Origin of the sequence: Streptomyces sp. NPDC048197, assembly GCF_043202395.1 — a bacterium.
GTDB classification, from domain to species: Bacteria; Actinomycetota; Actinomycetes; order Streptomycetales; family Streptomycetaceae; genus Streptomyces; species Streptomyces siderophoricus.
Genome location: NZ_JBIDAJ010000006.1, coordinates 163,185 through 187,931, shown reverse-complemented (window position 1 = coordinate 187,931; position 24,747 = coordinate 163,185). Strand labels below are relative to the sequence as shown.

Here is a 24,747-nt window from a genome sequence, read left to right as displayed (position 1 = left end):
CAGCCGCACGAAGTGGGGACACGACAGCGCCATGGCACAGGGCTCGGTCCAGGTGACGCACTCCGGCACGTCGCGATGGCGGCGCCGTACAGGGGAGTACAGCTCGCTCGCCGCAGCCCTGGAGGCCGCCGGGGACGGTGATGTGCTCACCGTCCCGGCCGGCACGTACCGCGAGAACCTGGTGCTGGCGCGCGCGGTGACGCTGCGCGGCGCGGACGGGTCGCGCGGCTCGGTGCGGATCGCGCCGCCGGACGGCGTGGCGCTGACGATCCGGTCGTCGGCGACCGTGCACGACCTCCATCTGGAGGCCACCGATTCGGCCGCGCCCGCGCTGCTGGTGGAGGACGGCGCCCCCGAGCTGTCCGGGCTGCGGGTGGTGACCCGGTCCGCGTCCGGCATCGAGGTGCGCGGCGGAGCCCGCCCGACGGTGCGCCGCTGCACCGTCGACAACGCGGGCGGGGTGGGCATCAGCGTCCTGGACGGCGCCGGCGGGCTCTTCGAGGACTGCGAGGTGATGGCCGCCGGCCAGACGGGGATCACGGTGCGCGACGGGGCCCACCCCCGCCTGGAGAACTGCAAGGTCCACCACGCCTCGGGCGCAGGCCTGGCGGTCAACGGCGAGGGCAGCGCGGTCGAAGCGGTGGGCTGCGAGCTGTACGAGATCAAGGGCACCGGGATCCAGGTGGCCGCGCGCGCCACCGGCCATCTCACCGACTGCACGGTCCACCGCACCTCCGCCGACGGCGTCACCCTGGACACCGACGCGGTGCTCACCCTCGCCGACTGCGACATCCACGACATCCCGGAGAACGCGGTCGATCTGCGCTCCCGTTCGGTGCTGACGCTGACCCGCAGCACGGTGCGCCACTTCGGGCGGAACGGCCTGTCCGTATGGGACCCCGGCACGCGGGTGGACGCCAACCAGTGCGAGATCCACGACAGTACGGGCGACTACCCGGCCGTGTGGGTCAGCGACGGCGCCACCGCCGTACTGGACGCGACCCGGGTCCACGACGTGCCGGACGCGCTGTTCGTCCTGGACCGCGGCTCCCGGGCCGACGTGGTGGACTGCGACCTCGCCCAGGTGCGGAACACCGCGGTGTCGGTGAGCGACGGGGCCACCGTCCAGCTGGACGACTGCCGGATCCGGGAGGCCGCGACCGGCGCCTGGTTCCGCGACCACGGCAGCGGCGGCACGCTCGCCAACTGCACCATCGACGGCGCCCAGACCGGCGTGATCGTCACCAAGGGCGCGGACCCCACCATCGAGGGCTGCACGGTCAGTTCCCCGGCGGAGGCCGGGTTCTACGTCTCCGCCGAGGGGCGCGGCACGTTCCACGGCTGCCGGGTCACCGGCAGCTCCGGTTTCGGCTTCCATGTGATCGACGGCTGCCGTACGACGCTGACCCGGTGCCGTACGGAGCGGTGCGCGCGCGGCGGCTACGAGTTCGCCGAGGGCGGCGCCGGGCAGGGCGACGGGCCGACCGTCCAGGACTGCACCAGCGACGAGAGCCGGGCCGTGCCCGCGCCCGGAACCGGCACCGCGCCCACCGTGCAGCACGCGACGCAGACCGCCGGGCTGCTGGGCAACGTCCCGGCGCAGAGCCCGCCGCCGGCCGCCGCCGCGGTCCCGGAACCGGAGCCGGCCGTGCAGAGCCGGCCGTCCGACGAGGTACTGGGCGAACTGGACACCCTCGTGGGGCTGGAGAGCGTCAAGCGGGAGGTGCGCAGCCTGATCAACATGATCGAGGTGGGCCGCCGCCGGCAGCAGGCCGGCCTGAAGGCCGCGTCGGTGCGCCGCCACCTCGTCTTCACCGGCTCCCCCGGCACCGGCAAGACCACGGTGGCCCGGCTCTACGGCGAGATCCTGGCCTCCCTCGGGGTGCTGGAGCGCGGCCATCTGGTCGAGGTGTCCCGGGTGGACCTGGTCGGCGAGCACATCGGGTCGACCGCGATCCGCACCCAGGAGGCGTTCGACCGGGCGCGCGGCGGGGTGCTGTTCATCGACGAGGCGTACGCCCTCTCCCCCGAGGACTCCGGGCGGGACTTCGGCAAGGAAGCCATCGACACCCTGGTGAAGCTGATGGAGGACCACCGGGAAGCCGTGGTGGTGATCGTGGCCGGCTACACCGCCGAGATGGAGCGCTTCCTGGCGGTCAACCCCGGTGTGGCGTCGCGCTTCTCACGCACCATCAGGTTCGGCGACTACGCCCCGGAGGAGCTGCTGCGGATCGTCGAGCAGCAGGGCGAGGAGCACGAGTACCACCTCGCCGAGGGGGCCGGCGAGGCGCTGCTGAAGTACTTCACCGTGCTGCCGAAGGGCCCGTCGTTCGGCAACGGCCGCACCGCGCGGCAGACCTTCGAGGCGATGGTCGAGCGGCACGCGGGCCGGGTGGCGCAGCTGACCGACCCGAGCACCGACGACCTGACCCTGCTCTACGCCGAGGACCTGCCCGAACTGCCCTGAGCGGGGCGGCCGTCCGGATGGCCGCCGGCCGGCCGCTGCTCCGGCATGCCCGGCAGCCCCGGGCCGAGGCGGGCGATCAGCTCGGCCCGGACGGTGTCGAAGACCGGGTCGGCCTGGTAGTCGCCGTGGCCCAGTATCTGGGCGGGCAGCGGGTTCTGCAGCGTACGGCCGAAGGCGAGCGGGTCGCGCAGCGGCCCCTGGTCGACCCGGCGGCCGTCCTCACAGGTGAGCCGGATCGGCCCGCCGATGGGGTCGGTGAACCGCCACAGATTGCGCCAGTCGTCCATCTCGCGGTGGAGTCCGGTGAGCGCGGGCGGGCCGAAGAAGGCCGGGAACCAGCGTCCGTAGAGCCGCTCCAGGGGGCTGCCGTACGTCAGCAGGGCGACCCGGCTGCGGGTGACCAGGTCCAGCTGCCAGACGGCGGCGGCCGCGAGCACGCTGCCCTGGGAGTGCCCGGAGATCACCAGCCGGCCGTCGAACCGCTCGGTCCAGGTGGCCATCCGCCAGGTGAGGTCCGGTACGGCGCGCTCGGCGTAACAGGGCGGCGCGAAGGGGTGGGCGGCGCGCGGCCAGAACGTGCCGACGTCCCAGAGGATGCCGATGGTGCGGCGGGCGGAGTGGTCACGGTAGGCGCGCCGCCCCATGGCGAGCAGCAGTATGACGCCGGCGCTCATCAGCCACGAACCGAGGGACTCGGCGGTCTCGGCGGCGGCGTGCACGACGGGCGGTGCGCCCTCGGTGGCGCGGCCGGGCGCGCGGTCGGTCAGCCAGGCGCCGGCCACCGCGCCCGCGCCGAGGACGAGGGTGACCGCGGAGGTGGCGGCGACCAGGACGGGCGCCGCGTCGGTGAGCCCGGCCCGGGCGATGGTGCCGGCGATCGCCCGCGTACGGCGGTGGTCGGGGTGTTCGCGCGGGTCGTAGAGGCCGGGCACGTCCGCGGCGACCCGGCGGCGGACGATCAGCACGCGGACGGCGGCGAGCACCGCGACGACCGCGCACACGACCAGCAGCGCCGGGATGGCCGACGCCTGCCAGGACAGCAGCACCGGCGGGCCGGGAATGGGCGCGTGCGCCTGCCCCGGCGTCGCTCCGCCGTCCATCCAGTCGGCGAAGCGCTGGGCCACTCCCCCGGAGAGCACCCCGCCGACCGCGCACGCCAGCAGGGCGACGGCCGGGCCGCCCATGCCTCGTAGCGCCGTCCGTGCGTCGTCGTCCCGGGCGGCGGCGCGCTGCAGCACCCAGGCGGTCACCGCGAGGGCGAGGACCAGCACCCCCTGGAAGACGGCGATACCGCCGAAGGCCGCGGCGCCGGGCAGCGGGCCGTAACTGTGCGATCCGGGTCGCGCCCAACCGGAGTGCACGGCGATCAGTCCGAGCACCACGAGGGCGGCGTAGGGCAGCGCGCGGACGACCAGCCGGTCGGACTCCTCGTCCGGCGCGGCCTCACTGCGCGCGGTGCGCCAGACGACCACCAGGGTGGCCGCGGCGAGCAGGATGACCACGGCGGTCAGCGCCCGCCCGGTGACCGCGAGAACGGAATAGTGGCCTCCGGCCCCGTCCGCCTTCGCACCGGCCGCGAGCAGCACCGCCGCGATGGTGAGCACCCCCGCGGTGGTGTGCGCGGCACGCAGCCGGGCGACCAGCCGACGGCCGTACCAGAAGCCCTCCAGGCTCAGCGCGGTGCGTTCGGCGTCCGGGGTGTAACGGGAGCTGCCCGGCACCCGTGGTGGCGGGGAGGCGGATTCGTAGGCGCTCCAGGTGCGGTGCGAGAGCCACCACAGGAAGCCGATGACGAGCAGCGGCACCACGGCGGCGAGCGCCAGCCGCCGGCCGGGGGCGCTCCACCAGCCGCCGTTGTCCGGGCTGAGGAACCCCAGCCAGGACTTCCCGGCCACGCACACGGGGGTTCCGGCGCACTGCCAGGCCGTGAGGTCCAGGGCGACCTCACAGGCCGCGGCGGCGAGCAGAACGGTCAGGGAGAGGGCGAGCATCCGCACCAGGAGGTCGTAGATCCGCTGCGCCCGGTGGTCGGGGGGCGCGGCCGGGCGCATCCAGTGCGCGAGATTGGCGACCATGAAGGGCACCAGGATCAGCCACAGGGCACGCGCCCCGTTGCCCGAGGTGAGGTTGGACCAGCAGTACGCCTCCCGCACCGGCTCGCCCCGGTAGTCACCGGGCCGCTCCTCGGCGTCGGCATCCTCCGTACGCCGGTAACAGGCGGCGGTGTCGTCCCCCGTGACCAACTGCACCCGCGGATCACCGAGCATGTCCTGAGCGGTCGTACCACCCACACCGTGCACCAGAAGCTCCAGGGAGAGCTGAGGCTGGCGCTGGGGCTGGGGCTGGGAGGCGTCTGTGGGGTGGTCAACTTGCGCTGGGGGACGGGTGGTTGACGGGTGGTGTTCGAGCGGGTCGGCCGGTGGATGTTGTTCGAGTGGGTCGGCCGGTGTGGGTTTTGCGGTCTCCACTGGTGTCCCCCGTTTTCGGTGTGTGTCGGTGTGTGTCGGTGTGGCGCGGCCGCGCGGCGGCGGGGCGGCTGGGCGCGGTGCGCGTGCGGTGTGGTTGTGACGTGGTTGCGGCGTGGTGTGGGTGGTGGCTGTGTGGGGCGCCTGTTGTGGGGTGCGGCACTTGGTCTTGGTGCTGCATCGTTTTCGTAGTGGGTTGTCTTCGTGCTGCGTTGGCTTCGTGCTGTGTTGGTCTTGGTGCGGGCTTGGCCCTTGGTCCGGGCTTGAGCCCCTTGGTACGCCCGCGAACGTGATGCGACGCACCAAGGATTGTCCCTTTCCGGCGGGGACCCATCCACCCGAACTGAGACACGGACCGGCACGGCGGCCCGCTGACGTCTCATCCACGCCATGCCGCGTGGGGCGGAGGCGACTTGAGCGAGTGCCCCGGGGGTTCCGGGGGTTCCGGGAGTTCCGGGGGTTCCGGGAGTTCCGGGAGTTCCAGGGGTTCCAGGGATTCCGGGGGCTCCGGGGCCCTGGGTGCCCGCGGGTGCCGCCCGCGGGTGCCGCCCGCGGGTGCCGCCCGCGGGTGCCGCCCGCGGGTGCCGCCCGCGGGTGCGCTTCGCGCGCGGCGCCCATCCCCCCCCGAACCCACCCCCCGCCCCCTCCCCCGAAGGGGGAGAGGGGGAGGGGGCGGGGGAAGCGCCGGCCGGCGGGGAAGCGCCGAAACGCGGGGAAGCGCCTGCAGGCGGGGAAAGCGCCGAAAGGCGGCTGGAGGCGCGGCAGTGCGGGAGCCGGCCGTTGAGTGGGGGTTGAGGCAGGCGACGGGCCGAGGCGCCGCGCGGGCGGGGTGGCGGGAGGGGTGGCCCGCGGAGCGGGACGCACAGGGCCCTGGGAGGCGCCGTCAGCAGGCGCCGGGACGCACAGGACTCCGGGAGGACGGCCGACAGGCGCCGGGGCGCACAGGGGCCGGGCGGGACGGTCGGCGGCTGCCGGTACGCACCGGGCCCCGGAGGGGACGGTCGCCAGGACGCACACGGCCCCGGGGGGACGGTCGGCGCGCACCCGGGGCGCGCAGAGCTCCGGGAGGACGGTCGCCGAAGCGCAGCGACGTACAGGGCCCCACGACGGGCGGTCGCCGAGGCGCGGCAACGTACCGGGCTCCGGGAAGAGGGGCGCCGAGGCGCGGCGAATACACGGCCCCGGGAGGGACATTCGGCAGGCGCCAGTACCTGCAAAGTCCTCGAAGAGCAGCAGACAGGGCGCCGGGAGGCAACCGGGCAGCGGCAGCCGGGGACTCCGGGAGGCGGCCAGGCGCGGCAGGGCCCCCGGCAAGCCGACAGGGCCCCGGCAGGCCAGCGGGCCCGGCAGGCGGCGGGAGGCCAGATGCAGCGGCGCCAGGAGCCGGCCGGGCGGGGCCGCCAGGACCGGCCAGGCGCGGCAAGCAGGGGCGGCGGGGCAGCGGGCGCGACAAAGGTAAGGCGGGCGAACCGGAGGCGCAGAGAAGCCTCCACGGGGCGTCGCCGGTCGCCTCGGCTTCGGCGGTGTTCGTCGGGACGGCTGCGGTGTCAGTGCCTCGTGCGAGGATGAGGGCATCAGTGATCGCAGGCGGGAGCCGGCGCGTACGACCCGACGTGGCGAGCCGGGCGGAAGGGACGGGTGGGGTGAGCGACAACCAGAACCTCCTCGCGGAGCAGCGGCGGGCCCTGATTCTCGACGAGGTCAGGCGACGCGGCGGGGTGCGGGTCAATGAACTCACCCGCAAGCTGAGCGTGTCCGACATGACGGTCCGTCGCGATCTCGACGCGCTGGCCCGCCAGGGCATGGTGGAGAAGGTGCACGGCGGCGCGGTGCCGGTCAGCGAGCCGAGCGCCCATGAGCCCGGGTTCGAGGCGAAGTCCGGGCTGGAGCTGAGCGCCAAGGAGGACATCGCCAAGGCGGCGGCTCAGATGGCGGCGCCCGGCAGCGCGATCGCGCTCGCGGGCGGCACGACCGCCTTCGCGCTGGCGCAGCAGCTGCTGGAGGTGCCGGATCTGACGGTGGTGACGAATTCGGTCCGGGTGGCCGATGTGTTCTACACCGCCCAGCGGGCGGCGGCCAGCGGCGGTGCGGCGCCCCGTGCGGGGGCCGCGACGGTCGTGCTGACGGGCGGGGTGCGTACGCCGTCGGACACGCTCGTGGGGCCGGTCGCCGATGCCGCGATCCGCTCGCTCCATTTCGACGTCCTGTTCCTCGGGGTGCACGGCATATCGGTGGAAGCCGGGCTGTCGACGCCGAATCTGGCGGAAGCGGAGACCAACCGGCATTTCGTCCGGTCCGCGCGGCGGGTGGTGGTGGTCGCCGACCACACCAAGTGGGGCACGGTCGGGCTGAGTTCGTTCGCGACGCTGGACGAGGTCGATGTGCTGGTGACGGACTCGGGGCTGTCCGCGGAAGCCCGGGCCGAGTTCGCGGAGCTGCCGCCGGAGCTGGTGGTGGCGGGCGAGCTCCCGGAGGACGGAGACCTCTGACGGCCGGCGGCGGATGAGGACGGGCCGAAGGACGGACGGGCGGACAGGCGGGGGGCGGAGACGTCTGACGGCTGCGGCGCCCGCCTGGACCGTGAAGGGCTGGTCACCTGATGGGGCGTCAGGTACGGTGTGCGCTCCCGTGGCCTCGTCCACCGGAGCCGCCCCGCCCCGCTGCCCCGCCGCCTAGCGGGTTTCCCTCCCATTCCGTCCCGGCCCGTTCCCTCCCGTCCCCCAGGGGGTGCTCGTCCATGGCACGCCGACTTCGCGCCGTCGAGCTGGATTTCGTCGAGTCCGCGCCGCTGCGGCTGGTGTTCTCCGGAGAGGTCGCCGCGCCGCCCCAGGCGGTCTATGCGGCGCTCGCGGACGACGTGGCCGGGTGGTCATCCTGGTTCACGGGGGTGGCGTGGGCGTCGTCGACGCACGACGGCCGGGGCCGCGAGGTACGGCTCGCGGGAGGTACCCGTTTCGCCGAGACGGTGCTGGCGGCCGAGCCGGACGTGCACTACGCCTACCGGGTCGACACCACCAACACCCCTGGGCTGCGCGCCCTGTTGGAGGACTGGCGGCTGACACCGGCGGGCAGTGGTACCCGACTGCGGTGGACGTTCGCGGCGGACGGCCCGGCACCGTTCCGCTGGGTGGTGGCGCTGGCCAGGCCAGGACTGGGCCGGGCCTTCCGGGAGTCGGCACGGGCGCTGGACCACCGCCTGGCCCGCCCGTAGCTGACGTCGGCCCCGAAGCCAAACCATGTCGGCGCCGCGCCCCTCCGGCCGGCCACATGCCGCCGCATGCCACCCCCCGTCGCCCCCGTCAGCCCGTCGCCCCCGCAGCCCGTCACCCCCGCCGCCCCGGGTCCCCCCTCGCCCCGAAGCGGGCTCAGGAGGCAATCGCACGCGGGCTCAGGAGGCGAGCCCCCGCGGGCTCAGCAGGGCCAGCGCCCCGTGGCCAGGAACTCGTCGAGCGTGCGGGCATAGGGCGTGATGTCCAGGCCCTGCGCGGCCAGCCAGTCGTCGGAGTAGTACTTGTCGAGGTAGCGGTCGCCGGGGTCGCAGAGGAGGGTGACGACGGATCCCGTACGGCCCTCGGCGACCATCTCCGCGACGATCCTCAGGGCGCTCCACAGCCCCGTCCCGGTCGAGCCGCCCGCCTTGCGGCCGATCGCCGCCTCCAGGGCGCGTACGGCGGCGATGCTGGCCGCGTCCGGGACCTTCATCATGCGGTCTATCGCGCCGGGCACGAAGCTCGGCTCCATCCGCGGCCGGCCGATGCCCTCGATCCGGGAGGCGGTGGCGCAGTCCGTTTTGGCGTCGCCGGTGAGCCAGCCGTCGAAGAAGCAGGAGTTCTCCGGGTCGGGGACGCAGATCCGGGTGTCGTACTGCATGTAGTGGACGTAGCGGGCGATGGTCGCGGAGGTGCCGCCGGTGCCCGCGGTGGCCACGATCCAGGCCGGTTCCGGGTACCGCTCCAGCCGCAGCTGCTGGTAGATCGACTCGGCGATGTTGTTGTTGCCGCGCCAGTCGGTGGCCCGTTCGGCGTAGGTGAACTGGTCCATGTAGTGGCCGCCGGACTCGGCCGCGAGGCGGGCGGAGACCTCGTAGACCGTCCGCGGGTCCTGGACGAGGTGGCAGCGGCCGCCGTGGAACTCGATCAGCCGGGTCTTCTCGCGGCTGGTCGTGGCCGGCATGACCGCGATGAAGGGGACGCCGATCAGCTTGGCGAAGTACGCCTCGGAGACCGCCGTGGAGCCGCTGGACGCCTCGATGACGGGCTTGCCCGGCCGGATCCAGCCATTGCACAGGCCGTAGAGGAACAACGATCGGGCCAGCCGGTGCTTGAGGCTGCCGGTGGGGTGCGTCGACTCGTCCTTGAGGTAGAGGTCGATGCCCCACTCCTCGGGCAGCGGGAAGCGCAGGAGGTGGGTGTCGGCGGTTCGGTTGGCGTCCGCCTGGACCTTGCGTACGGCTTCTTTCAGCCAGTCCCGGTAGTCCGGATCCGAGCGGTCGACGTCGACGGTCGGCATCGGGGCCCCGGCCGCGACCGTGTCGCCGGGCCGGCTCGTGGGCTGCTGTGCGGTACTCACCGGCACACTCCTCAGACGGTTGCGAGCCCGCGCACGACGGCGGGCCTGTTTCCGACTATAGCCATCGGTCGCACCCTTCTCACCTGCATAAACATCGCTTTGAGAGACCCCAAGGCAGCCCTGGGGCGGGCCTCTTGCGGCGCAGTTTCCGGCGGGATCGCCGGCGGCGTTACCCGGTGCGGGAGACCGGGAGGGCGGCATCCGGCGAGCGTCGGACCGCCGCGACCGGCGCGCCCGAGGGGCCGTGCCCCTGACCGGTGACCTGCGGCACTGGTGCGCCGGGCGCCCTCCCGGCAAACTTCCCACAAGGGGCGGTGGAGGGGATCCGCCCGTCTCACCGAGGAGGTGCCGGCCATGGCGGAGCCGGAGTTCACCGCGACCGGCGTACGGATCGAGCGCTCGCTGCGGTCGCTGACCCGCGCCGGACAGGTGGTCATCAGCGACGGCCGACTGGTCCTGCTGACCAGTTACGGCACGGAGATCGACAGCGCCCCGTTGCGGTCGGTCGAGGCCCACAAACCGCTGTTCGCGGCGCGGGACCGGGCGCTGGCCACCCTCAACGGCCACCGCTATTCGCTCACCCTCGACACCCCGGAACTTTTCTTCAAGGCCCTGGAAACGGCCCGCCCGCCGCGTTCCTGACCCACCGGCGCGACCGGTGAGGTGCGGTTGCGGGAGCGCACCGTCTGACTGACCCTGGACTCGTATCACTGAGGGTTCACCAGCGGTGACGCTGTGGTGCAGCGGGCATCGCTGGATCCGATCTTCGCCCTGCCAGGAACGGGGGGGCGCCCGGCCTCATCAGGGAGTCGCGGTCGTGATCACGCAGCCCAGCAGGCACTGCACGGTGGAGCTCCACGCCGTTCCGGCACGCATCGGACATGTGCGAAGAATCGTTTCCGCCCAGCTGCGGCGCTGGCATCTCGACGCCCTGATAGACCCCGTGACGCTCGGGGTGACCGAACTCCTCGCCAACGTCCACCGGCACGCGAGCCCCAGCAAACGCTGCACCGTCGAACTGTGCCTGCTCATCGGCGAGTTGACGGTCTCCGTGCACGACGACGACCCCCGGCTGCCTCGGATCCGGACCGCCGGCAACTGGGAGACCTGCGGTCGCGGCCTGGCGCTGATCGCGGCGCTCAGCGAGAGCTGGGGGATGCGCCCGGAGGGCGGCGGAAAGGTCGTGTGGTTCACCCTTCCGGCCCTGACCGCCGCGCCCGGGGAGGCCCGCACGGTCCGCTCCCGTTGGGACCCGTTGCCGCTGGACGGCGCCCCCGCCCGCACGCCCGCCGAGACCGCGCCCCGGAGCGGCGTACGGGGTGCCCGGGTCGGCTGACCCGGCGGGCGACCGATCCGGCCGATCCCGCCGCACCCCGCCGACCCCCACCGACCCGACAGGGCGACAGGGCGACAGGGCGACAGGGCGACAGGGCGACAGGGCGACAGGCGCCAACTGGCCTGGAGGTAGGGCAGATACGCGGAAACGGCACTCCGCTCACGGCCGGCGGCCCGTACGGCACCCAGCCGAGGAAGCCGCCGGGCGCCGGGCCACCGGACCGCTGACCACCGGGCCACCGTCACCGACCGCCGCCCGCCGGCCGCCGCGGACAGAGGCGACGAAGATGCCGCAGCCGACTACGCCGCGCCGCCCTTGGGGCCGCCGGTGGCGAAGTGCTCCTCCAGGACGGACAGCCGGCGCCAGTACTCCTCCTCGTCGATCTCGCCCGCCGCAAATCGACGCCCCAGTACGGCGATCGGGGAGGGGACGTCCGCACCGGAGGGGCCGGCGGTGCGGCCCGTACGGGCGGCGGAGCGCGGGCCGCCGGCGAACCGCGGACCGGGTCCGCCGTGGCGCCAGATCGTTCGGCGCAGCAGCGTGACCACGCCGAAGATCGCCAGCGCCCAGAGGAACGGGACGAAGAGGATCCAGGGGCCGGGGCCGCCACCGGACCAGGGTTGGGCCAGCTCGAACATCGCAATCAGCTCCTTGGGAGGACGGGACGCCGTCCTTGCGGGACGGGTGTCGTTGCCCTTCCGAGCCTGGTCCCCCGAGGCCCGTCCGTCGTCGTACGGCCAGCGGCTTCGCCGGTACCACGCGGGGAGTACACGGGGGGCGAGCGGGCTGCTTCGTCGGCCCCTCGCCCTGCAAGCCGTAGCCAAGGCCATAGCCACCGCCACCGCCACCGCCACCGCCACCGGCACAGGCACAGGCACAGCCTCTCTTGATTTCTGTAACTACTGGTATGTACAGTCCTGATCATGAGCACTCAGCAGCACCCGCCCGCCCCTCCGGCAGCGCAGCCACGGCTCGGCGCGCAGGAGCGGCTGGTGCGCAGCACTCAGGAGCTCCTCTGGGAGCGCGGCTACGTCGGCACCAGCCCGAAGGCGATCCTGGAGCGGGCCGGTGTCGGGCAGGGCAGCATGTACCACCACTTCTCCGGCAAGTCCGACCTCGCCCTGGCGGCCATCCGGCGGACCGCCGAGGACATGAGGGCGGCCGCCGAGGAGTGCCTGGCCGCTCCCGGTACGGCGTACGACCGGGTGGCCGCCTATCTGCTGCGCGAGCGGCGGGTGCTGCGCGGCTGCCCGATCGGGCGGATGACGCAGGACCGCGACGTGGTGCAGAGCGCCGAACTGCGGGCCCCGTTGGACGAGATGTTCGGCTGGCTGCAGGAACGGATCGCCGAGGTCCTCACCGAGGGAGTGCGCCGCGGCGAACTGGCGGCCGGGCTCGATCCGGAAGCCACCGCCGCCACCGTCGCGGCCGTCGTCCAGGGCGGATACGTGCTGGCCCGGGCGGCCGACGACCCGGCGCCGTTCGACGCGGCCGTACGCGGCGTCCTGGCCCTGCTCGCGGCCCAGGCCACCGGGAGCGCCCCCGGCCCCGCCCCGGCCACCGACGGCCGGTGACACGCCGCCGCCGTCCGTCCCTCCGCCCGCCCCTCCGACCGGCCGGCCGACCCTCCGTCCGACCGTTCGCACGCCTATCCCTCCGACCGTTCGCCCGCCTGCCCGTCCGACGGGCCGTCCGACCGGCCGCCCGTCCGCCCGTATTGAGACTTCGGAGACCCGATGCACGCCATGCAATACGCCATCACCCTGCCCGCCGACTACGACATGGGGATCATCCGGGAGCGGGTGCGGTCCAAGGGCCACCTTCTGGACGCCTACGAGGGGCTCGGCCTCAAGGCGTACGGGATGCGGGAGCGGGGTGTGGACGGCTCGCCGGTCAACCAGTACGCGCCGTTCTACCTCTGGGCGGACCCGGAGGCGATGAACCGCTTCCTGCTGGGCGACGGGTTCCGCGGTGTGGTGCGGGACTTCGGGCGGCCGGTCGTCCAGCACTGGCGGGGGCTCTTCCACCGGCCCGGCCCGTCGGCCGGTGCCGTTCCCCGCGCGTACACACGGCGGGTCGAGGCCCTCCCCGAGGGCGCCGACCTGGCCACCGTAGTGGCGGAGGCGGCCGCCGAACAGGAGGAACTGGCCTTGTCGGACGGTGTGCACAGCGCCGTGGTGGCGCTCGACCCACGGCACTGGGAACTGATCCGCTTCACCCTCTGGGCGGACGCCACGGCGGACGTTCCGCCGTCCGCAGGCGACCGCTATCAGGTGCTGCATCTGTCCGCTCCGGGCATCGCCGGGCTCGGTGCGGGGCGGCAGTGGTGACCGGGCCGACGATCCGTACGGTCCTGGGCGACATCTCGCCCGCCGACCTCGGCGTGTGCAACGCGCACGACCACCTGTTCCTGCGCAGCCCCCAACTGCCGGGGCAGGAGCTGGCCGACGCCGGTGCCGCGGCCGCGGAACTGGCCGCGTTCCGGGCGGCCGGCGGCGCCGCGGTGATCCAGTGGACGCCGTACGGCATGGGCCGGGGCGCCGCCGAACTGCCTCGGCTGGCACGGGAGTCGGGGGTCACCGTGGTCGCCGCCACCGGGCTGCATCAGGCGGCGCACTACGCTCCCGGGACCGTGGAACGCGTTCGTCCGGGTCTGGCCGACCTGTTCGTCACCGAGCTGACCGAGGGTATCGGCGGCACCGGGACGCGGGCCGGGATGATCAAGGTGGCCGGCGGGTTCCACGGGCTGGACCCGCACGCCCGTTACACCCTGGCCGCGGCCGCCGAGGCCCAGCGGGCCACGGGGGCGGCCATCGGGGTCCATCTGGAGCTGGGCACCGGGGCGCTGGACGTACTGGAGCTCCTCTGTGGCGAGTTGGCGGTGTCGCCGGACCGGGTGATCCTCGGGCACCTCAACCGGTCACCCGATCTCGCGGTCCACCGGGCGGCCGCGGAGGCGGGCGCGTATCTGGCCTTCGACGGGCCGTCGCGGGCCAACCACGCGACGGACTGGCGGCTGCCCGAGGCGCTGGCCGCGCTGGCGGAGGCGGGCTTCGGTGACCGGATCCTGCTCGGCGGGGACACCACGACGGCCGCCGCGCGCTCGGTCGACGGCGGCCCCGGCATGCCGCACCTGCTCCGCCGCCTCCGGGCCCGGCTCGAACTCGCCCTGGGAGCCGACCTGGTGACCCGCTTCCTGACGGACAACCCGGCGCGGGCGTTCGCGGCGGAGTGGGGGGCGGGGCGGGGAGCGAAGTGAGGGGCGGAGTAGGGGGCGGATTGGGGGGGCGGGTGACGGCCTCCGCGGCCTAGTTTGCGGCGCGGGCCGCATTCTTCTCCGCCGCCTCTCCGCCGCCTCTCCGCCGCCCCTCTGCCGCCCCTCTGCCGCCCCTCCACCTCTCCGCTGCTTTTCCGCCGCTTTGCCTCCGCTTTTTCCCACCGCCTCATTTTTCCCCGCCGCCCACCCCCCTTCGGGGGGTGGGCGGGTGTAATGGTCCACTTCCGGGCCGCGGCCGGCGCGATCGTTCCGGCCCCGCGACCGCTGCGAAGATCGCCAGCGCTGCGAAAAATCACCAACGCTGCTGGGCTCGCGACCGTTGCGAGGAAACCGGCGACCGTTGCGGGGAAACAGGCGGCGGTTGCGGGGAAACAGGCGATCGTTGCGAGGCTCTCGGCCGTTGCCGGGAACCTCGACCGTTGCCGGGAACGCGACCACTGCGATGCCGTCGCTACCGCTCCAGCACCACCAGCGGATCGTCCAGCACCGGCTGCCAGGCCAGTTCCGCCGCGCCCACCAGGCTGTTGTAGTCGAGGCTGCACGGCAGGATCGGTACGCCGCCGCTGCGGCCCCACAGGCTGCGGTCGGCGACCACCGCGCGCAGCCGCTCCGGGTCGGCCTCCAACAGGGAGCGGTGCACTCCGCCGAGGATGATGCGGTCGGGGTTGAGGATGTTGACGAGCCCGGCGATCCCGAGGCCGAGCCGGTCGACGAGGAGATCGGCGGCGGCGCGTACGCCCGGGTCGGCGTACTCGTCCCGGAGCAGGTCGGCGGCCTGCCGGAGCAGCGAGACCTCGGGGCCCGGTTCACGGCCGGCCGCGACCAGGAAGGCCAGCGGGTCGGCCTCGACGTCCAGGCAGCCGCGGCTGCCGCAGTGGCAGGGTGCGCCCTCGGGGTTGACCGTCAGATGGCCGACCTCCAGCGCCAGCCCCGAACTGCCGCTGTGCAGCCGCCCGTCGAGCACCAGCGCGCCGCCGACGCCCCGGTGGCCGGAGGCCACGCAGAGCAGGTCACGGGCGCCCCGGCCGGCGCCGTGCCGGTGTTCGGCGAGCGCCATGAGGTTGACGTCGTTGCCGGTGAAACCGATCGCCTCGGTGACCCCGGGGATGCCGGCATCGGCGAGCGCCCGGAGGAAGAGGGCGCGTACCGGCGCGCCCGAAGGCCAGGCGAGGTGCAGCGGGTTGAGGGCCTCGCCATCCGGTTCCGCGACGGCGGACGGCACCGCCAACCCGGCGCCCAGGCAGCGCCGCCCGGTCTCGCGCAGCAGTTCCGAGCCTGCGGCGACGGCCTCGGCGAGGACGAGGGCCGGATCGGCAGGGATGGTGCCGCAGCCGCTCGTCGTCGCCACGATGCGCCCGCCGAGGCCGACCAGGGCGACCCGGTACCCGTCGGCGTGGATCTGTGCGGCGAGCACCACCGGGCCGTTCTCGTTGACGAACAGCCGGTGGGACGGGCGCCCTTGGGAACCGGCCGAGGCGGTCGGCCGGGAGTCGACGGAGATCAATCCGAGCGCTTCGAGCTCGGCGGCCACCGCGCCCGCGGTCGCGCGGGTCACGCCGAGTTCCGAGGTCAGCACGGCACGGGTGGGCGCGCGTCCGGTGTGTACGAGCTCCAGTGCGGGTCCGAGGGCGCCACGGCCCCGCTCCAGCCTGGTTGTCCGAATCTGGGTCACCCCCCTATTCTGACTTTGTGCCGACGCTAAACAAAATACGGTGGGCCTGGAGGAAGCACCACGGCCCCGCCCCCGCCGATCGACACCTGACCCCGTCCCCCTCCGATCCGTCCCGCACCGCCCTGACCCGACTCCGGCTCGCCCTCACGGCGTTCTTCGCCATGGACGGCTTCCTGTTCGCCGGCTGGGTGGTGCGGATCCCCGCGATCAAGCAGCAGACCGGCGCCGGCGCCGGTGCGCTCGGACTCGCCCTGCTCGGCGTGTCGGCGGGCGCGGTCGCCTTCATGATGCTGACCGGGCGCCTGTGCCGCCAGTTCGGCAGCCATGCCGTGACGACCGCCTCCGGGGCCGCCATGGCGCTGAGCATCGTGCTCCCGCCGCTCACCCACTCGGCGACCGCTCTGGGGCTCGTCCTGCTGGTCTTCGGCGCTGCCTACGGTTCGCTCAACGTCGCGATGAACAGTGCCGCCGTCGACCTGATCGAGGCGCTGCGCCGCCCCGTGATGCCGAGCTTCCACGCGGCCTTCAGCCTGGGCGGCATGCTCGGTGCGGGCCTGGGAGGCGTGATCGCGGGCCGCCTCACCCCCACCGTGCACCTGCTGCTGCTCGCCGTGATCGGCCTGCTGGTGACGGCCGTTGCGGGGCGCGTCCTGCACACCCACCCGGCCCCCGTCGTCCCCGAGCGGCTGCCGGCGTCCGCGGACCGCCCGCAGAACGCCGGCCCGTCCCACGGGCGCCGTCTCGTCCTCGTCTTCGGACTGATCGCGCTCTGCACCGCCTACGGGGAGGGCGCGATGGCCGACTGGGGTGCGCTGCACCTCTCCCAGGACCTGTCCGCCGGGCCGGGGCTCGCGGCGGCCGGCTATGCGGTGTTCGCGCTGGCGATGACCGCGGGGCGGCTGTCGGGGACCGCGGTGGTGCAGCGGTTCGGGGCCGCCCGGTCGCTGATCGCGGGCGGTACGACGGCGGCCGCGGGCATGCTGCTCGGCGCGCTCGCCCCCACCGCCTGGGCGGCCTGCCTCGGTTTCGCCGTCGCCGGTATCGGGCTCGCCAACATCTTCCCGATCGCCATCGCCCGGGCCGGTGAGGCCGGCGGGTCCGACGGGGTCGCGGTGGCCTCCACGGTCGGCTACGGCGGCATGCTGCTCGGCCCGCCCGCCATCGGGTTCCTCGCCGAGACCAGCACGCTACCGGTCGCCCTCACGACGGTCGCCCTGCTCGCCGCGGTCGCGGCGGGGATTGCCTACGCGACGCGACGGGCGCACCACGCGGGCCGCTAGATGATCAATTCCGAGGGATGCCTCCGGAGGGTGCGGGGTGGGCGGCGGCCGAAGCCACCGCGAGACGGTCAGGCGGCGGGCTGCCGGCCCTGGTCGTCGAGGTGGCAGCGGGCGATCAGGCGTCAGGGTCGACTTCGGGGTGCGTGAACCGCACGGGCTTGCCCAGCGACCGGGCGTAGGTGATTTCGGCTCGGGTGCTGTCTCCGATGTAGTCGCCGACTACGAGCACCTCATCAGCGAGCCGGATCTTCGCCCGGTGCAGATCGTCGAGTCGAAGCTTCAGCGCCTCGGCCTTGACAGGATCGGACCAGAGTTCGTGCGGCGACTTCATGTCACAGCCCGGTTTGACGACGATCTTTCCAGCTTTGGTCTCCCGCAGATCGGCCTCGTTCATCTCGCTCATGAAGCGGGTGGAGCCGCAGATCACGACGATAGGCGGGAGGCTCAACAGCTTCTTCGCGTCGGCGAGCTTCTCCTCGGGGGTGAGCAGTTGCGGGTGTGACACTGGTTCCTCCTGGTGGTGTGGTCCAAGGGGTGCCTGCCGAGACGAGAACGAGGGTGTCCAAGATCGTTTTGTGACGAACGACGTGGACACCCTCGCGACAGCACTCTATGCAACGACCGACGACATGCTGAAGGAGCATCCCGACCTGGCGCCGTGGCGCCCGCCGGTCGACATCACGCCCCGCCTGAGCGATGCCGAACTGGTCACTCTCCCCACGATGCAGGCCATACTCGGCTACACCTCCGAGGCCACATGGCTCCGCCATGCCCGTGCCCACCTGCGCCGCCTCTTCCCCAACCTGCCCCAGCAGCCCGGCTACAACAAGCGGCTGCGCATGCGGTCCACGCCTCGAGTCCGCACGCCCTCCTGGCTGCTCGGGGGTGGTGGACCCGCGGCGGTCCGTTGTCAGTGGCGGCTGGCACACTCGTGGGCATGGAGATCACTGAGTTCGTCGAAACGCTGCGTCTGGACGGCGGCCTGCTCGCCGACGCCGCCCAGGAAGCCGGCCCGGACGCGGCCATTCCGGCCTGCCCCGAGTGGCGGATGCGGGACCTGGTCGTCCATGTGGGGCGGGTCCACCGCTGGTCGACGGAGATCGTGGTGCAGGGGCTGCAGCAGCCCGTCCGGCCCGCGGAGGCACCGGATCTGACCGACGACGAACTCGTGCCCTGGCTCCGCGAGGGCCACCACCAGCTCGTCCTGGCGCTGCACGGCGCCCCGCGGGACCTGACGGCCTGGACGATCCTGCCGACGGACTCCCCGTTGGCGTTCTGGGCCCGCCGACAGGCCCACGAGACTTCGGTGCACCGCGTCGACGCCCAGCAGGCGGCAGCCGCCTCGCTCACGCCCCTGCCGTCCGCCTTCGCCGCCGACGGGGTCGACGAACTCCTCGCGGGCCTGCACTCCCTCGAGCGCAGCAAGCTGCGCACGGACATACCGCGGACCGTCCGGGTGCGCGCGACGGACGTGCCCGGCGCCGACTGGACCGTGCACCTCTCCGACGCCCCGCCGCGCGCGATCCGTACAACACCAACCCCGGGCCCGACTCCCGGCACCCCGGTGGACCAGCCGCCGGCCGACGTCAAGCCCGCCGACTGCACGATCGAGGGCCCCGCCGAAGAGCTGTACCTCGCCCTGTGGAACCGCCTGCCGTGGGACGCCCTCACGGTCACGGGCGAGCAGGCCCTGGCCGAGCTGTGGCGTGCGAAGGGGGGCATCTGAGCGGGGAGCGGGACGGTATGCCTGAAGGGGGAACGGGACGGATGGCTGAGAAGGGAGCGGGAGGGTATGTCGCCCACCCGTGACCGGGCCGAGCGTGACGCGATCACTGTCGAGATCATGTTTGCACTGGTCAGCGGCGGGTTTCTGGGGGCCGCTGGGTTCCTGTTGCTGGGCAGTGCGGTGCTGTGGGCCGGCCTGCCCGGCGCATGGAAGGGGCCGTGGCTCACGGTCAGTGCCGTGGTCGGCGGTGTGCTGTTCGTCGTCCGGGTGGTGCGGGTGTTGCGCCGGCCGTACGTCGCGTCCGGCGGACGGCCGAGTGTCCGGGACGTCGTGTGGCGGCCCGGTCAGCCCAGCCAGCCGGGACGTACGAGCCCCGACTCGTAGGCCAGCACGACGAGTTGGGCGCGGTCGCGGGCGCCCAGTTTGACCATGGTGCGACTGACGTGGGTCTTGGCGGTCAGCGGGCTGACGACCAGGCGACGGGCGATCTCCTCGTTGGAGAGGCCGATGCCGACCAGCGCCATCACCTCGCGCTCCCGCTCCGTCAGGGCGGACAGCGCGTCGGCGGCGGCCGGTTCCTTGGAGCGGGCCGCGAACTCCGCGATCAGCCGGCGGGTGACCCCGGGCGACAGCAGGGCGTCACCGGCCACGACGGCGCGCACGGCCCGCAGCAGTTCGTCCGGTTCGGTGTCCTTGACCAGAAAACCGGAGGCGCCCGAGCGGATCGCCTCGAAGACGTACTCGTCCAGCTCGAAGGTGGTCAGCATGACGACCCTGACGTCGGCCAGTTGCGGATCCTCGGTGATCCGCCGGGTGGCGGCCAGCCCGTCGAGCACCGGCATGCGGATGTCCATCAGGACGACGTCCGGGCGGTGTTCACGGACCGCGGCCACCGCCTGCTGTCCGTCGTCGGCCTCGGCGACCACCTCGATGCCGGGCTGGGCGTCCAGCAGCACTTTGAAGCCGGCCCGGACCAGCAGCTGATCGTCGGCGAGCAGTACGCGGATCACGACTCCTCCTCGGTGGCGGGGGCCGACTCGGGAGCCGGGGCCGGGGCAGACGCCGAATCCGGGGCAGGGAAAGGGGCAGAGGCCCGTGCCGACTCCGGGGCCGGGGCCGGGGCCGGGCGCTCGGTATCGGTATCGGAATCGGTATCGGGGGCGTCCTCGGCTGCAGGGTCGGTCAGGGGGATACGGGCCCGGACGCGGAAGCCGCCGTCCCGGCGCGGGCCGGCCTCGACGGTGCCGCCGAGTGCCGCGGCCCGCTCCCGCATGCCGACCAGCCCGTTACCGCCGCCGGCCGGCTCGCCCGTCGTGGAGGTCGCCGGGCCGTCGTCGTCGACCCGGATGTCCAGCTCCCCGGGCGCGTAGCGGAGCCGTAGCCGGGCGGTGCGGGAACCGGAATGCCGGACGATGTTGGTGAGCGCCTCCTGGACGATGCGGAAGGCGGCGAGGCCGGTGCCGGGCGGCAGCGGGCGCGGGCTGCCTTCGGTGGTGACGTCCACGGCGAGACCGGCGCGCCGGGCCTGGTCGGTGAGTTCGGACAGCCGGTCCAGCCCCGGGGCCGGGGAGCGCGGCGCGGCACCCCCGGTGCGCAGGGTGTCGAGGACCTGGCGGACCTCGCCGAGCGCTTCCTTGCTCGCCGCCTTGATGGTGGTCAGCGCGGTGCGCGCCTGCTCCGGGTCCTGGTCCAGCAGCGCCAGGCCGACCCCCGCCTGCACGTTGATGACGGAGATGCTGTGGGCGAGGACGTCGTGCAGCTCGCGGGCGATCCGCAGCCGCTCCTCGTCGGCCCGGCGGCGTTCCGCTACGGCCCGCTCGGCCCGGGCCCTGGCGAGCTGCTCGCGTCGTACGCGGACCAGTTCGGAGAGGGCCACCACGGCCACCACCCAGGCGGTGACGAAGAGTTCGTCGCTCCAGGGGGCGGGGCCGTCGTGCGGGGGCGGCAGCCAGCGGTACAGCCAGTGGGTGACGACGAGATGGGTGGTCCACACCCCGCCCAGCGCGCACCAGGCGACCGCGCGGTGTCCGGCGACGAGCGCGGCGAAGGCACCGAGGGCGAGCGTGAGGAAGACCGGCCCGTAGGGGTAGCCGGCGGTGAGGTAGGCCGCGGTGGTCACGGCCGTGCCGAGCGCGACGGTGCGCGGGGCGCGGTGCCGGAACAACAACAGGACCGCGCCGACGACCAGGAGCGCGCGGCCAAGTGCGTCCAGCGGGGCGCGGCTCGGCTGCTGATGCGCGGCGAAGCCGGAGCCGACGGTCACGAAGACGGTCACGGCCAGCGTCGACAGCCAGGGCAGCCGGGCGGCCGGACGGTCATGCCCGCGGGCGGGCGGGGCCGACAGCCACCGCTCCCACGCCGGGCCGAGGCAGCGCCGCGCCCACGGCGGCCGTGCGTTCTCCATGCCGCAACGCTAGACCGCAGCGGGGCGCGGCGGCGTCAGCCGGACGCAGTGACCGGTCGTACTCCCACGGGAGTACGACGGGCCGGCGAGCGGCGCGGCGGAACGACCGACGCGGCTACCCGCCCGCGGCAACGGAACGACCCACGCGGCTACCCGACCACAGCGACGGGACGACCGACACGGCTACCCGACCACAGCGACGGAACGACCGACGCCACCGGGCGCACACAGCGGTACGACGAGCCGCGGGCGGCGCAGCGTTGCGGCCGCAGCGGTACAACGGGCCGCGGTGCGGTGAGCGGGCGTCGGTTGGCCGGGGCTGCTCTGAGCGGGTGCCGGTTGGCCGGGGTCTGCGGCGAACGGGCGTCGGTGGGTCGAGTTCGGCCGGGGCCGTTCGGCTCAGCGCGGGGTGGTCAGGCCGACGCTGCGGGCCAGTTGGAGGACGGCCTGCTCGAAGAACTCCGCACGGGCCTCGATGACGTTCTGGAACTGGCCGAACAGCTCGAAGCTCAGCAGCCCGAAGAGCTGGGCCCAGGCCCCGACCAGCCGGGCCAGTACCGCGGGGGACAGCTCGACGCCGTGCTCGGCCCCGAGCGCCAGGGCATCGGCCACCACCGGGTCGGGCAGCGGTTCGGCGGGTTCCTTCAGTGCACCGGCGGCATGGGCCTCGCGGACCACGCCGATCAGCGCCAGGCCGACGCGGGCGGCGGGTTCCGTGGTGGTGCGCGGGGCGCGGTAGCCGGGAACGGGTGAGCCGTAGATCAGCGCGTACTCGTGCGGATGGGCCAGCGCCCATGCGCGCACGCCCGTACAGATCGCGGTCCAGCGGTCCACGGGGCTCGTGGTCGCGGCACCGTGACGGTCCCGGGCCCGCTCCGCGGCCGCACCGATCGCGTTGTAGGCGTCGACGATCAGAGCGGTGAGCAGGTCGTCGCGGCTGGGGAAGTAGCGGTAGAGCGCGGAGGAGGCCATGCCCAGCTCCCGGGCGACGGCCCGCAGGGAGAGCTTCGCGGCGCCCTCGGCGGCGAGCTGAGCCCGTGCCTCTGCCTTGATGGCCTCGGTGATTTCGCTACGGGCCCGTTCCCTGGCTCCTCGGATCGCAGTCATGTGAGCAGTGTGTCAGCTTCGGAGCGCCGCACAAAAACGAGAGCAGTGCTCTTGCTTTGGCGCAGCGATCGTGCGCACACTGTTCACGAGTGAGAGCACTGCTCTCGAATCAGAGCAGCGCCCGGGTCGGCGCCCACGCCACCCACGCCACCGACCATCCGCCTACGCACGACCAGAGTCCCCGAGCCCGAGGAGCCCATCCCATGTCCCGCCACCTCAAGCCCAGCCGCTTCGCCGCCCGTCTCAACGGGGCCGTCGGCTGGCTCGCGCGCCGCGGCATCAGCCTCGCCGGCTCGGCCGACCTGGCGGTCCGGGGCCGTAAGAGCGGCGAATGGCGCCGCGTCCCGGTCAACCCCATGACGTACGGGAACGGCCGCTATCTCGTCTCGGCCCGCGGCAACTCCGAATGGGTGCGCAATCTCCGCGCGGCGGGCGGCGGCGAACTGCGGGTCGGACGGCGGGTCCGCCCGTTCACGGCGGTCGAGTTGGCGCCCGCCGAGACCCCCGAGTTGCTGCGCGCCTACCTCGAACGCTGGGGCTGGGAGGTGAAGGCGTACTTCGGCGAGGTCACCGCTGCCTCCACCGACGAGGAACTCCGCGCCGCGGCCCCCCAGCACCCCGTCTTCCACATCACCGAAGCCTGAAGCGAAGCCCGGGCCCCCGGTTCCCGCTCGGGGCACTCTTCCCGCTCGGGGCACCCCACCCGGCCGGGGGACGCCCCCTCGGTGCACCCCACCCGGCCCGGGGACGCCACGTCCCCTCAGGGCACCCACCCGAGCCGGGGATGCCCACTCGGCACGCTCCCCCGGGCCCCGGCACCCCCACGGTGCACCCCACCCGGGCCCTGGCAGGCCCACTCGGCACACTCGGCACACTCCGCCGGCCCTCCGGGACACCCCGCTCGGGGCACCCCATCCCGGCCCCGGCACCCTCTTGGGGCACCCCATCCGGGCCCGGAACGCCCACTCGGCCCGCTCCCCCCGCCCCCGGCACCCCCACGGTTCGCCCCACCCAGGCCCGGAACGCCCACTCGGCACGCTCCCCCGAGCCCCGGCACGCCCCCCGACCCTCCAGGACGCCCACTCGGGAAGGCTCCCCCAGGCGCCCCAGGACACCCACTCGGCGCACTCCCCGGCCCGCCCTCCCCCTCGGTCCAGCGCGCGACGCCCCCGCGCCGCCCGCCCTCACCCCCGGTCCAGTGCCTCCAGCGCGCGGCGGGCCATGCCGTTCGTGCGGATCATCTCGGCGAGGGTGGTCGTCCCGCGGGTGATCTTCGCGAAGGCGTGCCAGGCCGGGCGGAAGCCGGTGACCGCGGCGTGCATCAGGCCGGGGCGGCGGGAGAAGACCTGCAGCATGCGCCGCCCCACGCCCATCTCCACGCCGAGCCCCGCCTTGATCGCGAAGGCGTAATTGAGCGCCTGGCGACGGGCGTCGACCGCGTCGTGGGCCTCCGCGACCCGGACCGCCCACTCCCCCGCGAGCCGCCCGGACCGCAGGGCGAACGAGATGCCCTCCCGGGTCCACGGCTCCAGCAGACCGGCCGCGTCGCCGCACACCAGCACCCGGCCGCGGGAGAGCGGCGAGTCATCGGCGCGGCAGCGGGTCAGATGGCCCGAGGAGATGCTCGGCTCGAAGCCGGCCAGGCCCAGCCGGCCGATGAAGTCCTCCAGGTACCGCTTGGTCGCCGCGCCCTCGCCGCGCGCCGAGATGACGCCGACGGTGAGCGTGTCGCCCTTGGGGAAGACCCAGCCGTAGCTGCCGGGGAGCGGACCCCAGTCGATGAGCACCCGGCCCGCCCAGTCCTCGGCGACCGGCTCGGGCACCGGAATCTCCGCCTCCAGCCCGAGGTCGACCTGGTCGAGCTTGACCCCGACGTGCGCTCCTATCCGGCCGGCGCTGCCGTCCGCGCCCACTACGGCGCGCGCCAGCACCACCTCCCCGTCGCCCAGCACCACCGCGACCGTGCGGCGGTCCGGGACCTCGGCGCCGTGCTGCTCGACCCGGGAGACCGTGACGCCCGTACGGACCGTGGCGCCGGCGTCCTGGGCCGACTCGACCAGCCGGGCGTCGAATTCGGGGCGGTTGATCAGCCCGAAGAGCATGTGCTTGGAGCGGCGGGTGCGGCTCAGCCGGCCGTTCAGCGAGAAGGTCACGGCGTGCACGCGATCGCGCAGCGGCAGGTCGAAGCCGGGCGGGAGGGAGTCGCGCGAGGGGCCGATGATGCCGCCGCCGCAGGTTTTGTAGCGCGGCAGCTCGGCCTTCTCCAGGAGGAGCACCCGGCGCCCCGTACAGGCCGCGGCGTGTGCGGCCGAGGCGCCCGCCGGCCCCGCCCCCACCACCACGACGTCCCACACCTGCTGGTTGCCCTCGGCTGCCCGCTCGCTGCTCACCTGTGCTTCTGCTCCCGTTCGATGCCTGGTTGCGTACCGCCTTCGCATCCTACG

Annotated in this window: 21 protein-coding genes and 1 pseudogene; 13 read left to right on the top strand and 9 right to left on the bottom strand. The window is 73.8% G+C overall.

All coding sequences use genetic code 11. The features are described from left to right. Window positions 1–31: 31 nt before the first annotated feature. Window positions 32–2,467 (top strand): right-handed parallel beta-helix repeat-containing protein, encoded by a 2,436-nt coding sequence (locus tag ACGF4C_RS11225; protein WP_393565252.1) that lies wholly within the window; start codon window positions 32–34, stop codon window positions 2,465–2,467. Here ACGF4C_RS11225 and ACGF4C_RS11220 read toward each other — a convergent pair. Next, window positions 2,437–4,734, bottom strand: coding sequence for a hypothetical protein (locus tag ACGF4C_RS11220; RefSeq protein ID WP_393565470.1), 2,298 nt, complete (start codon window positions 4,732–4,734; stop codon window positions 2,437–2,439). The two genes, ACGF4C_RS11225 and ACGF4C_RS11220, sit on opposite strands and share 31 nt — an antisense overlap. Window positions 4,735–6,575: 1,841 nt before the next feature. Here ACGF4C_RS11220 and ACGF4C_RS11215 point away from each other — a divergent pair. Both ACGF4C_RS11215 and ACGF4C_RS11210 read left to right on the top strand, forming a co-directional pair. After that, the gene (locus ACGF4C_RS11215; RefSeq protein ID WP_393565251.1) at window positions 6,576–7,421 is read left to right on the top strand and encodes a DeoR/GlpR family DNA-binding transcription regulator; all 846 of its coding nucleotides are present in this window, start codon (window positions 6,576–6,578) and stop codon (window positions 7,419–7,421) included. A 248-nt stretch (window positions 7,422–7,669) separates the two neighbouring features. After that, window positions 7,670–8,143, top strand: a complete 474-nt coding sequence (locus ACGF4C_RS11210; RefSeq protein WP_393565249.1) for an SRPBCC family protein — start codon at window positions 7,670–7,672, stop codon at window positions 8,141–8,143. Between the two features lie 200 nt (window positions 8,144–8,343). Here the strand turns inward: ACGF4C_RS11210 and ACGF4C_RS11205 are convergent, their stop codons facing one another. After that, the gene (locus ACGF4C_RS11205) at window positions 8,344–9,441 is read right to left on the bottom strand and encodes a PLP-dependent cysteine synthase family protein (RefSeq protein WP_310723878.1); all 1,098 of its coding nucleotides are present in this window, start codon (window positions 9,439–9,441) and stop codon (window positions 8,344–8,346) included. A gap of 414 nt (window positions 9,442–9,855) precedes the next feature. Between ACGF4C_RS11205 and ACGF4C_RS11200 the strand changes: the two genes are divergently transcribed. Both ACGF4C_RS11200 and ACGF4C_RS11195 read left to right on the top strand, forming a co-directional pair. After that, on the top strand, window positions 9,856–10,143 hold the full coding sequence (locus ACGF4C_RS11200; RefSeq protein ID WP_030416707.1) for a hypothetical protein: 288 nt from the start codon (window positions 9,856–9,858) through the stop codon (window positions 10,141–10,143). Window positions 10,144–10,318: 175 nt separating this feature from the next. Then, on the top strand, window positions 10,319–10,837 hold the full coding sequence (locus ACGF4C_RS11195; protein WP_393565247.1) for an ATP-binding protein: 519 nt from the start codon (window positions 10,319–10,321) through the stop codon (window positions 10,835–10,837). A 299-nt stretch (window positions 10,838–11,136) separates the two neighbouring features. Here the strand turns inward: ACGF4C_RS11195 and ACGF4C_RS11190 are convergent, their stop codons facing one another. After that, window positions 11,137–11,475 carry an SHOCT domain-containing protein gene (locus tag ACGF4C_RS11190; RefSeq protein WP_393565245.1) on the bottom strand — a complete coding sequence of 113 codons (339 nt, stop codon included), beginning with the start codon at window positions 11,473–11,475 and terminating at the stop codon, window positions 11,137–11,139. A gap of 285 nt (window positions 11,476–11,760) precedes the next feature. On the opposite strand from ACGF4C_RS11190, the gene ACGF4C_RS11185 reads away from it, so the two are divergent. The 3 genes from ACGF4C_RS11185 to ACGF4C_RS11175 all read left to right on the top strand — a co-directional run bounded on the left by ACGF4C_RS11185 (window position 11,761) and on the right by ACGF4C_RS11175 (window position 14,096). After that, on the top strand, window positions 11,761–12,411 hold the full coding sequence (locus ACGF4C_RS11185) for a TetR family transcriptional regulator C-terminal domain-containing protein (protein ID WP_393565244.1): 651 nt from the start codon (window positions 11,761–11,763) through the stop codon (window positions 12,409–12,411). A gap of 162 nt (window positions 12,412–12,573) precedes the next feature. Then, complete coding sequence (locus ACGF4C_RS11180; RefSeq protein ID WP_393565242.1) at window positions 12,574–13,167, top strand: DUF4865 family protein; 594 nt, start codon at window positions 12,574–12,576, stop codon at window positions 13,165–13,167. Beyond that, window positions 13,164–14,096 (top strand): phosphotriesterase, encoded by a 933-nt coding sequence (locus tag ACGF4C_RS11175; RefSeq protein ID WP_393565240.1) that lies wholly within the window; start codon window positions 13,164–13,166, stop codon window positions 14,094–14,096. Before ACGF4C_RS11180 ends, ACGF4C_RS11175 begins: the two co-directional genes overlap by 4 nt. Before the next feature lie 469 nt (window positions 14,097–14,565). Here ACGF4C_RS11175 and ACGF4C_RS11170 read toward each other — a convergent pair whose 3' ends face one another. Then, the gene (locus ACGF4C_RS11170) at window positions 14,566–15,786 is read right to left on the bottom strand and encodes an ROK family protein (protein ID WP_393565238.1); all 1,221 of its coding nucleotides are present in this window, start codon (window positions 15,784–15,786) and stop codon (window positions 14,566–14,568) included. 17 nt (window positions 15,787–15,803) lie between these two features. Between ACGF4C_RS11170 and ACGF4C_RS11165 the strand changes: the two genes are divergently transcribed. Then, on the top strand, window positions 15,804–17,066 hold the full coding sequence (locus ACGF4C_RS11165) for an MFS transporter (RefSeq protein ID WP_393565236.1): 1,263 nt from the start codon (window positions 15,804–15,806) through the stop codon (window positions 17,064–17,066). A 115-nt stretch (window positions 17,067–17,181) separates the two neighbouring features. On the opposite strand, the gene ACGF4C_RS11160 is transcribed toward ACGF4C_RS11165, so the two are convergent. Beyond that, window positions 17,182–17,571, bottom strand: coding sequence for a hypothetical protein (locus ACGF4C_RS11160; protein WP_393565235.1), 390 nt, complete (start codon window positions 17,569–17,571; stop codon window positions 17,182–17,184). 70 nt (window positions 17,572–17,641) lie between these two features. Here ACGF4C_RS11160 and ACGF4C_RS11155 point away from each other — a divergent pair. From ACGF4C_RS11155 to ACGF4C_RS11145, 3 genes and pseudogenes are all read left to right on the top strand, one after another. Then, window positions 17,642–17,905: pseudogene (locus tag ACGF4C_RS11155) on the top strand (IS982 family transposase); the annotation flags it as partial. A gap of 98 nt (window positions 17,906–18,003) precedes the next feature. Further along, entirely contained in the window at window positions 18,004–18,792 is a 789-nt protein-coding gene (locus ACGF4C_RS11150) for a maleylpyruvate isomerase family mycothiol-dependent enzyme (RefSeq protein ID WP_393565233.1), read from the top strand. 66 nt (window positions 18,793–18,858) lie between these two features. Continuing rightward, on the top strand, window positions 18,859–19,176 hold the full coding sequence (locus ACGF4C_RS11145; protein WP_393565231.1) for a DUF6332 family protein: 318 nt from the start codon (window positions 18,859–18,861) through the stop codon (window positions 19,174–19,176). Here the strand turns inward: ACGF4C_RS11145 and ACGF4C_RS11140 are convergent. The 3 genes from ACGF4C_RS11140 to ACGF4C_RS11130 form a co-directional block, all read right to left on the bottom strand. Then, window positions 19,137–19,802 carry a response regulator transcription factor gene (locus tag ACGF4C_RS11140; RefSeq protein ID WP_351528570.1) on the bottom strand — a complete coding sequence of 222 codons (666 nt, stop codon included), beginning with the start codon at window positions 19,800–19,802 and terminating at the stop codon, window positions 19,137–19,139. The two genes, ACGF4C_RS11145 and ACGF4C_RS11140, sit on opposite strands and share 40 nt — an antisense overlap. Then, a complete protein-coding gene (locus ACGF4C_RS11135; protein WP_393565230.1) occupies window positions 19,799–21,196 on the bottom strand; it encodes a sensor histidine kinase in 1,398 nt (465 codons plus the stop codon). The genes ACGF4C_RS11140 and ACGF4C_RS11135 overlap by 4 nt, the downstream gene beginning before the upstream one ends. A gap of 399 nt (window positions 21,197–21,595) precedes the next feature. Then, complete coding sequence (locus ACGF4C_RS11130) at window positions 21,596–22,303, bottom strand: TetR/AcrR family transcriptional regulator (protein ID WP_393565228.1); 708 nt, start codon at window positions 22,301–22,303, stop codon at window positions 21,596–21,598. 203 nt (window positions 22,304–22,506) lie between these two features. On the opposite strand from ACGF4C_RS11130, the gene ACGF4C_RS11125 reads away from it, so the two are divergent. Next, window positions 22,507–22,947 (top strand): nitroreductase family deazaflavin-dependent oxidoreductase, encoded by a 441-nt coding sequence (locus tag ACGF4C_RS11125; protein WP_393565226.1) that lies wholly within the window; start codon window positions 22,507–22,509, stop codon window positions 22,945–22,947. Between the two features lie 540 nt (window positions 22,948–23,487). Here ACGF4C_RS11125 and ACGF4C_RS11120 read toward each other — a convergent pair. After that, the gene (locus tag ACGF4C_RS11120) at window positions 23,488–24,693 is read right to left on the bottom strand and encodes a geranylgeranyl reductase family protein (RefSeq protein ID WP_393565224.1); all 1,206 of its coding nucleotides are present in this window, start codon (window positions 24,691–24,693) and stop codon (window positions 23,488–23,490) included. Window positions 24,694–24,747 lie beyond the last annotated feature (54 nt).

Excerpts from the sequence above, each read along its gene's own strand:
- ACGF4C_RS11135 (WP_393565230.1), bottom strand. The coding sequence starts at position 21,196 with ATGGAGAACGCACGGCCGCCGTGGGCGCGGCGCTGCCTCGGCCCGGCG.
- ACGF4C_RS11130 (WP_393565228.1), bottom strand. The coding sequence starts at position 22,303 with ATGACTGCGATCCGAGGAGCCAGGGAACGGGCCCGTAGCGAAATCACC.
- ACGF4C_RS11150 (WP_393565233.1), top strand. The coding sequence starts at position 18,004 with ATGGAGATCACTGAGTTCGTCGAAACGCTGCGTCTGGACGGCGGCCTG.
- ACGF4C_RS11210 (WP_393565249.1), top strand. The coding sequence starts at position 7,670 with ATGGCACGCCGACTTCGCGCCGTCGAGCTGGATTTCGTCGAGTCCGCG.
- ACGF4C_RS11225 (WP_393565252.1), top strand. The coding sequence starts at position 32 with ATGGCACAGGGCTCGGTCCAGGTGACGCACTCCGGCACGTCGCGATGG.
- ACGF4C_RS11190 (WP_393565245.1), bottom strand. The coding sequence starts at position 11,475 with ATGTTCGAGCTGGCCCAACCCTGGTCCGGTGGCGGCCCCGGCCCCTGG.
- ACGF4C_RS11125 (WP_393565226.1), top strand. The coding sequence starts at position 22,507 with ATGTCCCGCCACCTCAAGCCCAGCCGCTTCGCCGCCCGTCTCAACGGG.
- ACGF4C_RS11185 (WP_393565244.1), top strand. The coding sequence starts at position 11,761 with ATGAGCACTCAGCAGCACCCGCCCGCCCCTCCGGCAGCGCAGCCACGG.
- ACGF4C_RS11180 (WP_393565242.1), top strand. The coding sequence starts at position 12,574 with ATGCACGCCATGCAATACGCCATCACCCTGCCCGCCGACTACGACATG.
- ACGF4C_RS11205 (WP_310723878.1), bottom strand. The coding sequence starts at position 9,441 with ATGCCGACCGTCGACGTCGACCGCTCGGATCCGGACTACCGGGACTGG.
- ACGF4C_RS11220 (WP_393565470.1), bottom strand. The coding sequence starts at position 4,734 with ATGCTCGGTGATCCGCGGGTGCAGTTGGTCACGGGGGACGACACCGCC.
- ACGF4C_RS11200 (WP_030416707.1), top strand. The coding sequence starts at position 9,856 with ATGGCGGAGCCGGAGTTCACCGCGACCGGCGTACGGATCGAGCGCTCG.
- ACGF4C_RS11145 (WP_393565231.1), top strand. The coding sequence starts at position 18,859 with ATGTCGCCCACCCGTGACCGGGCCGAGCGTGACGCGATCACTGTCGAG.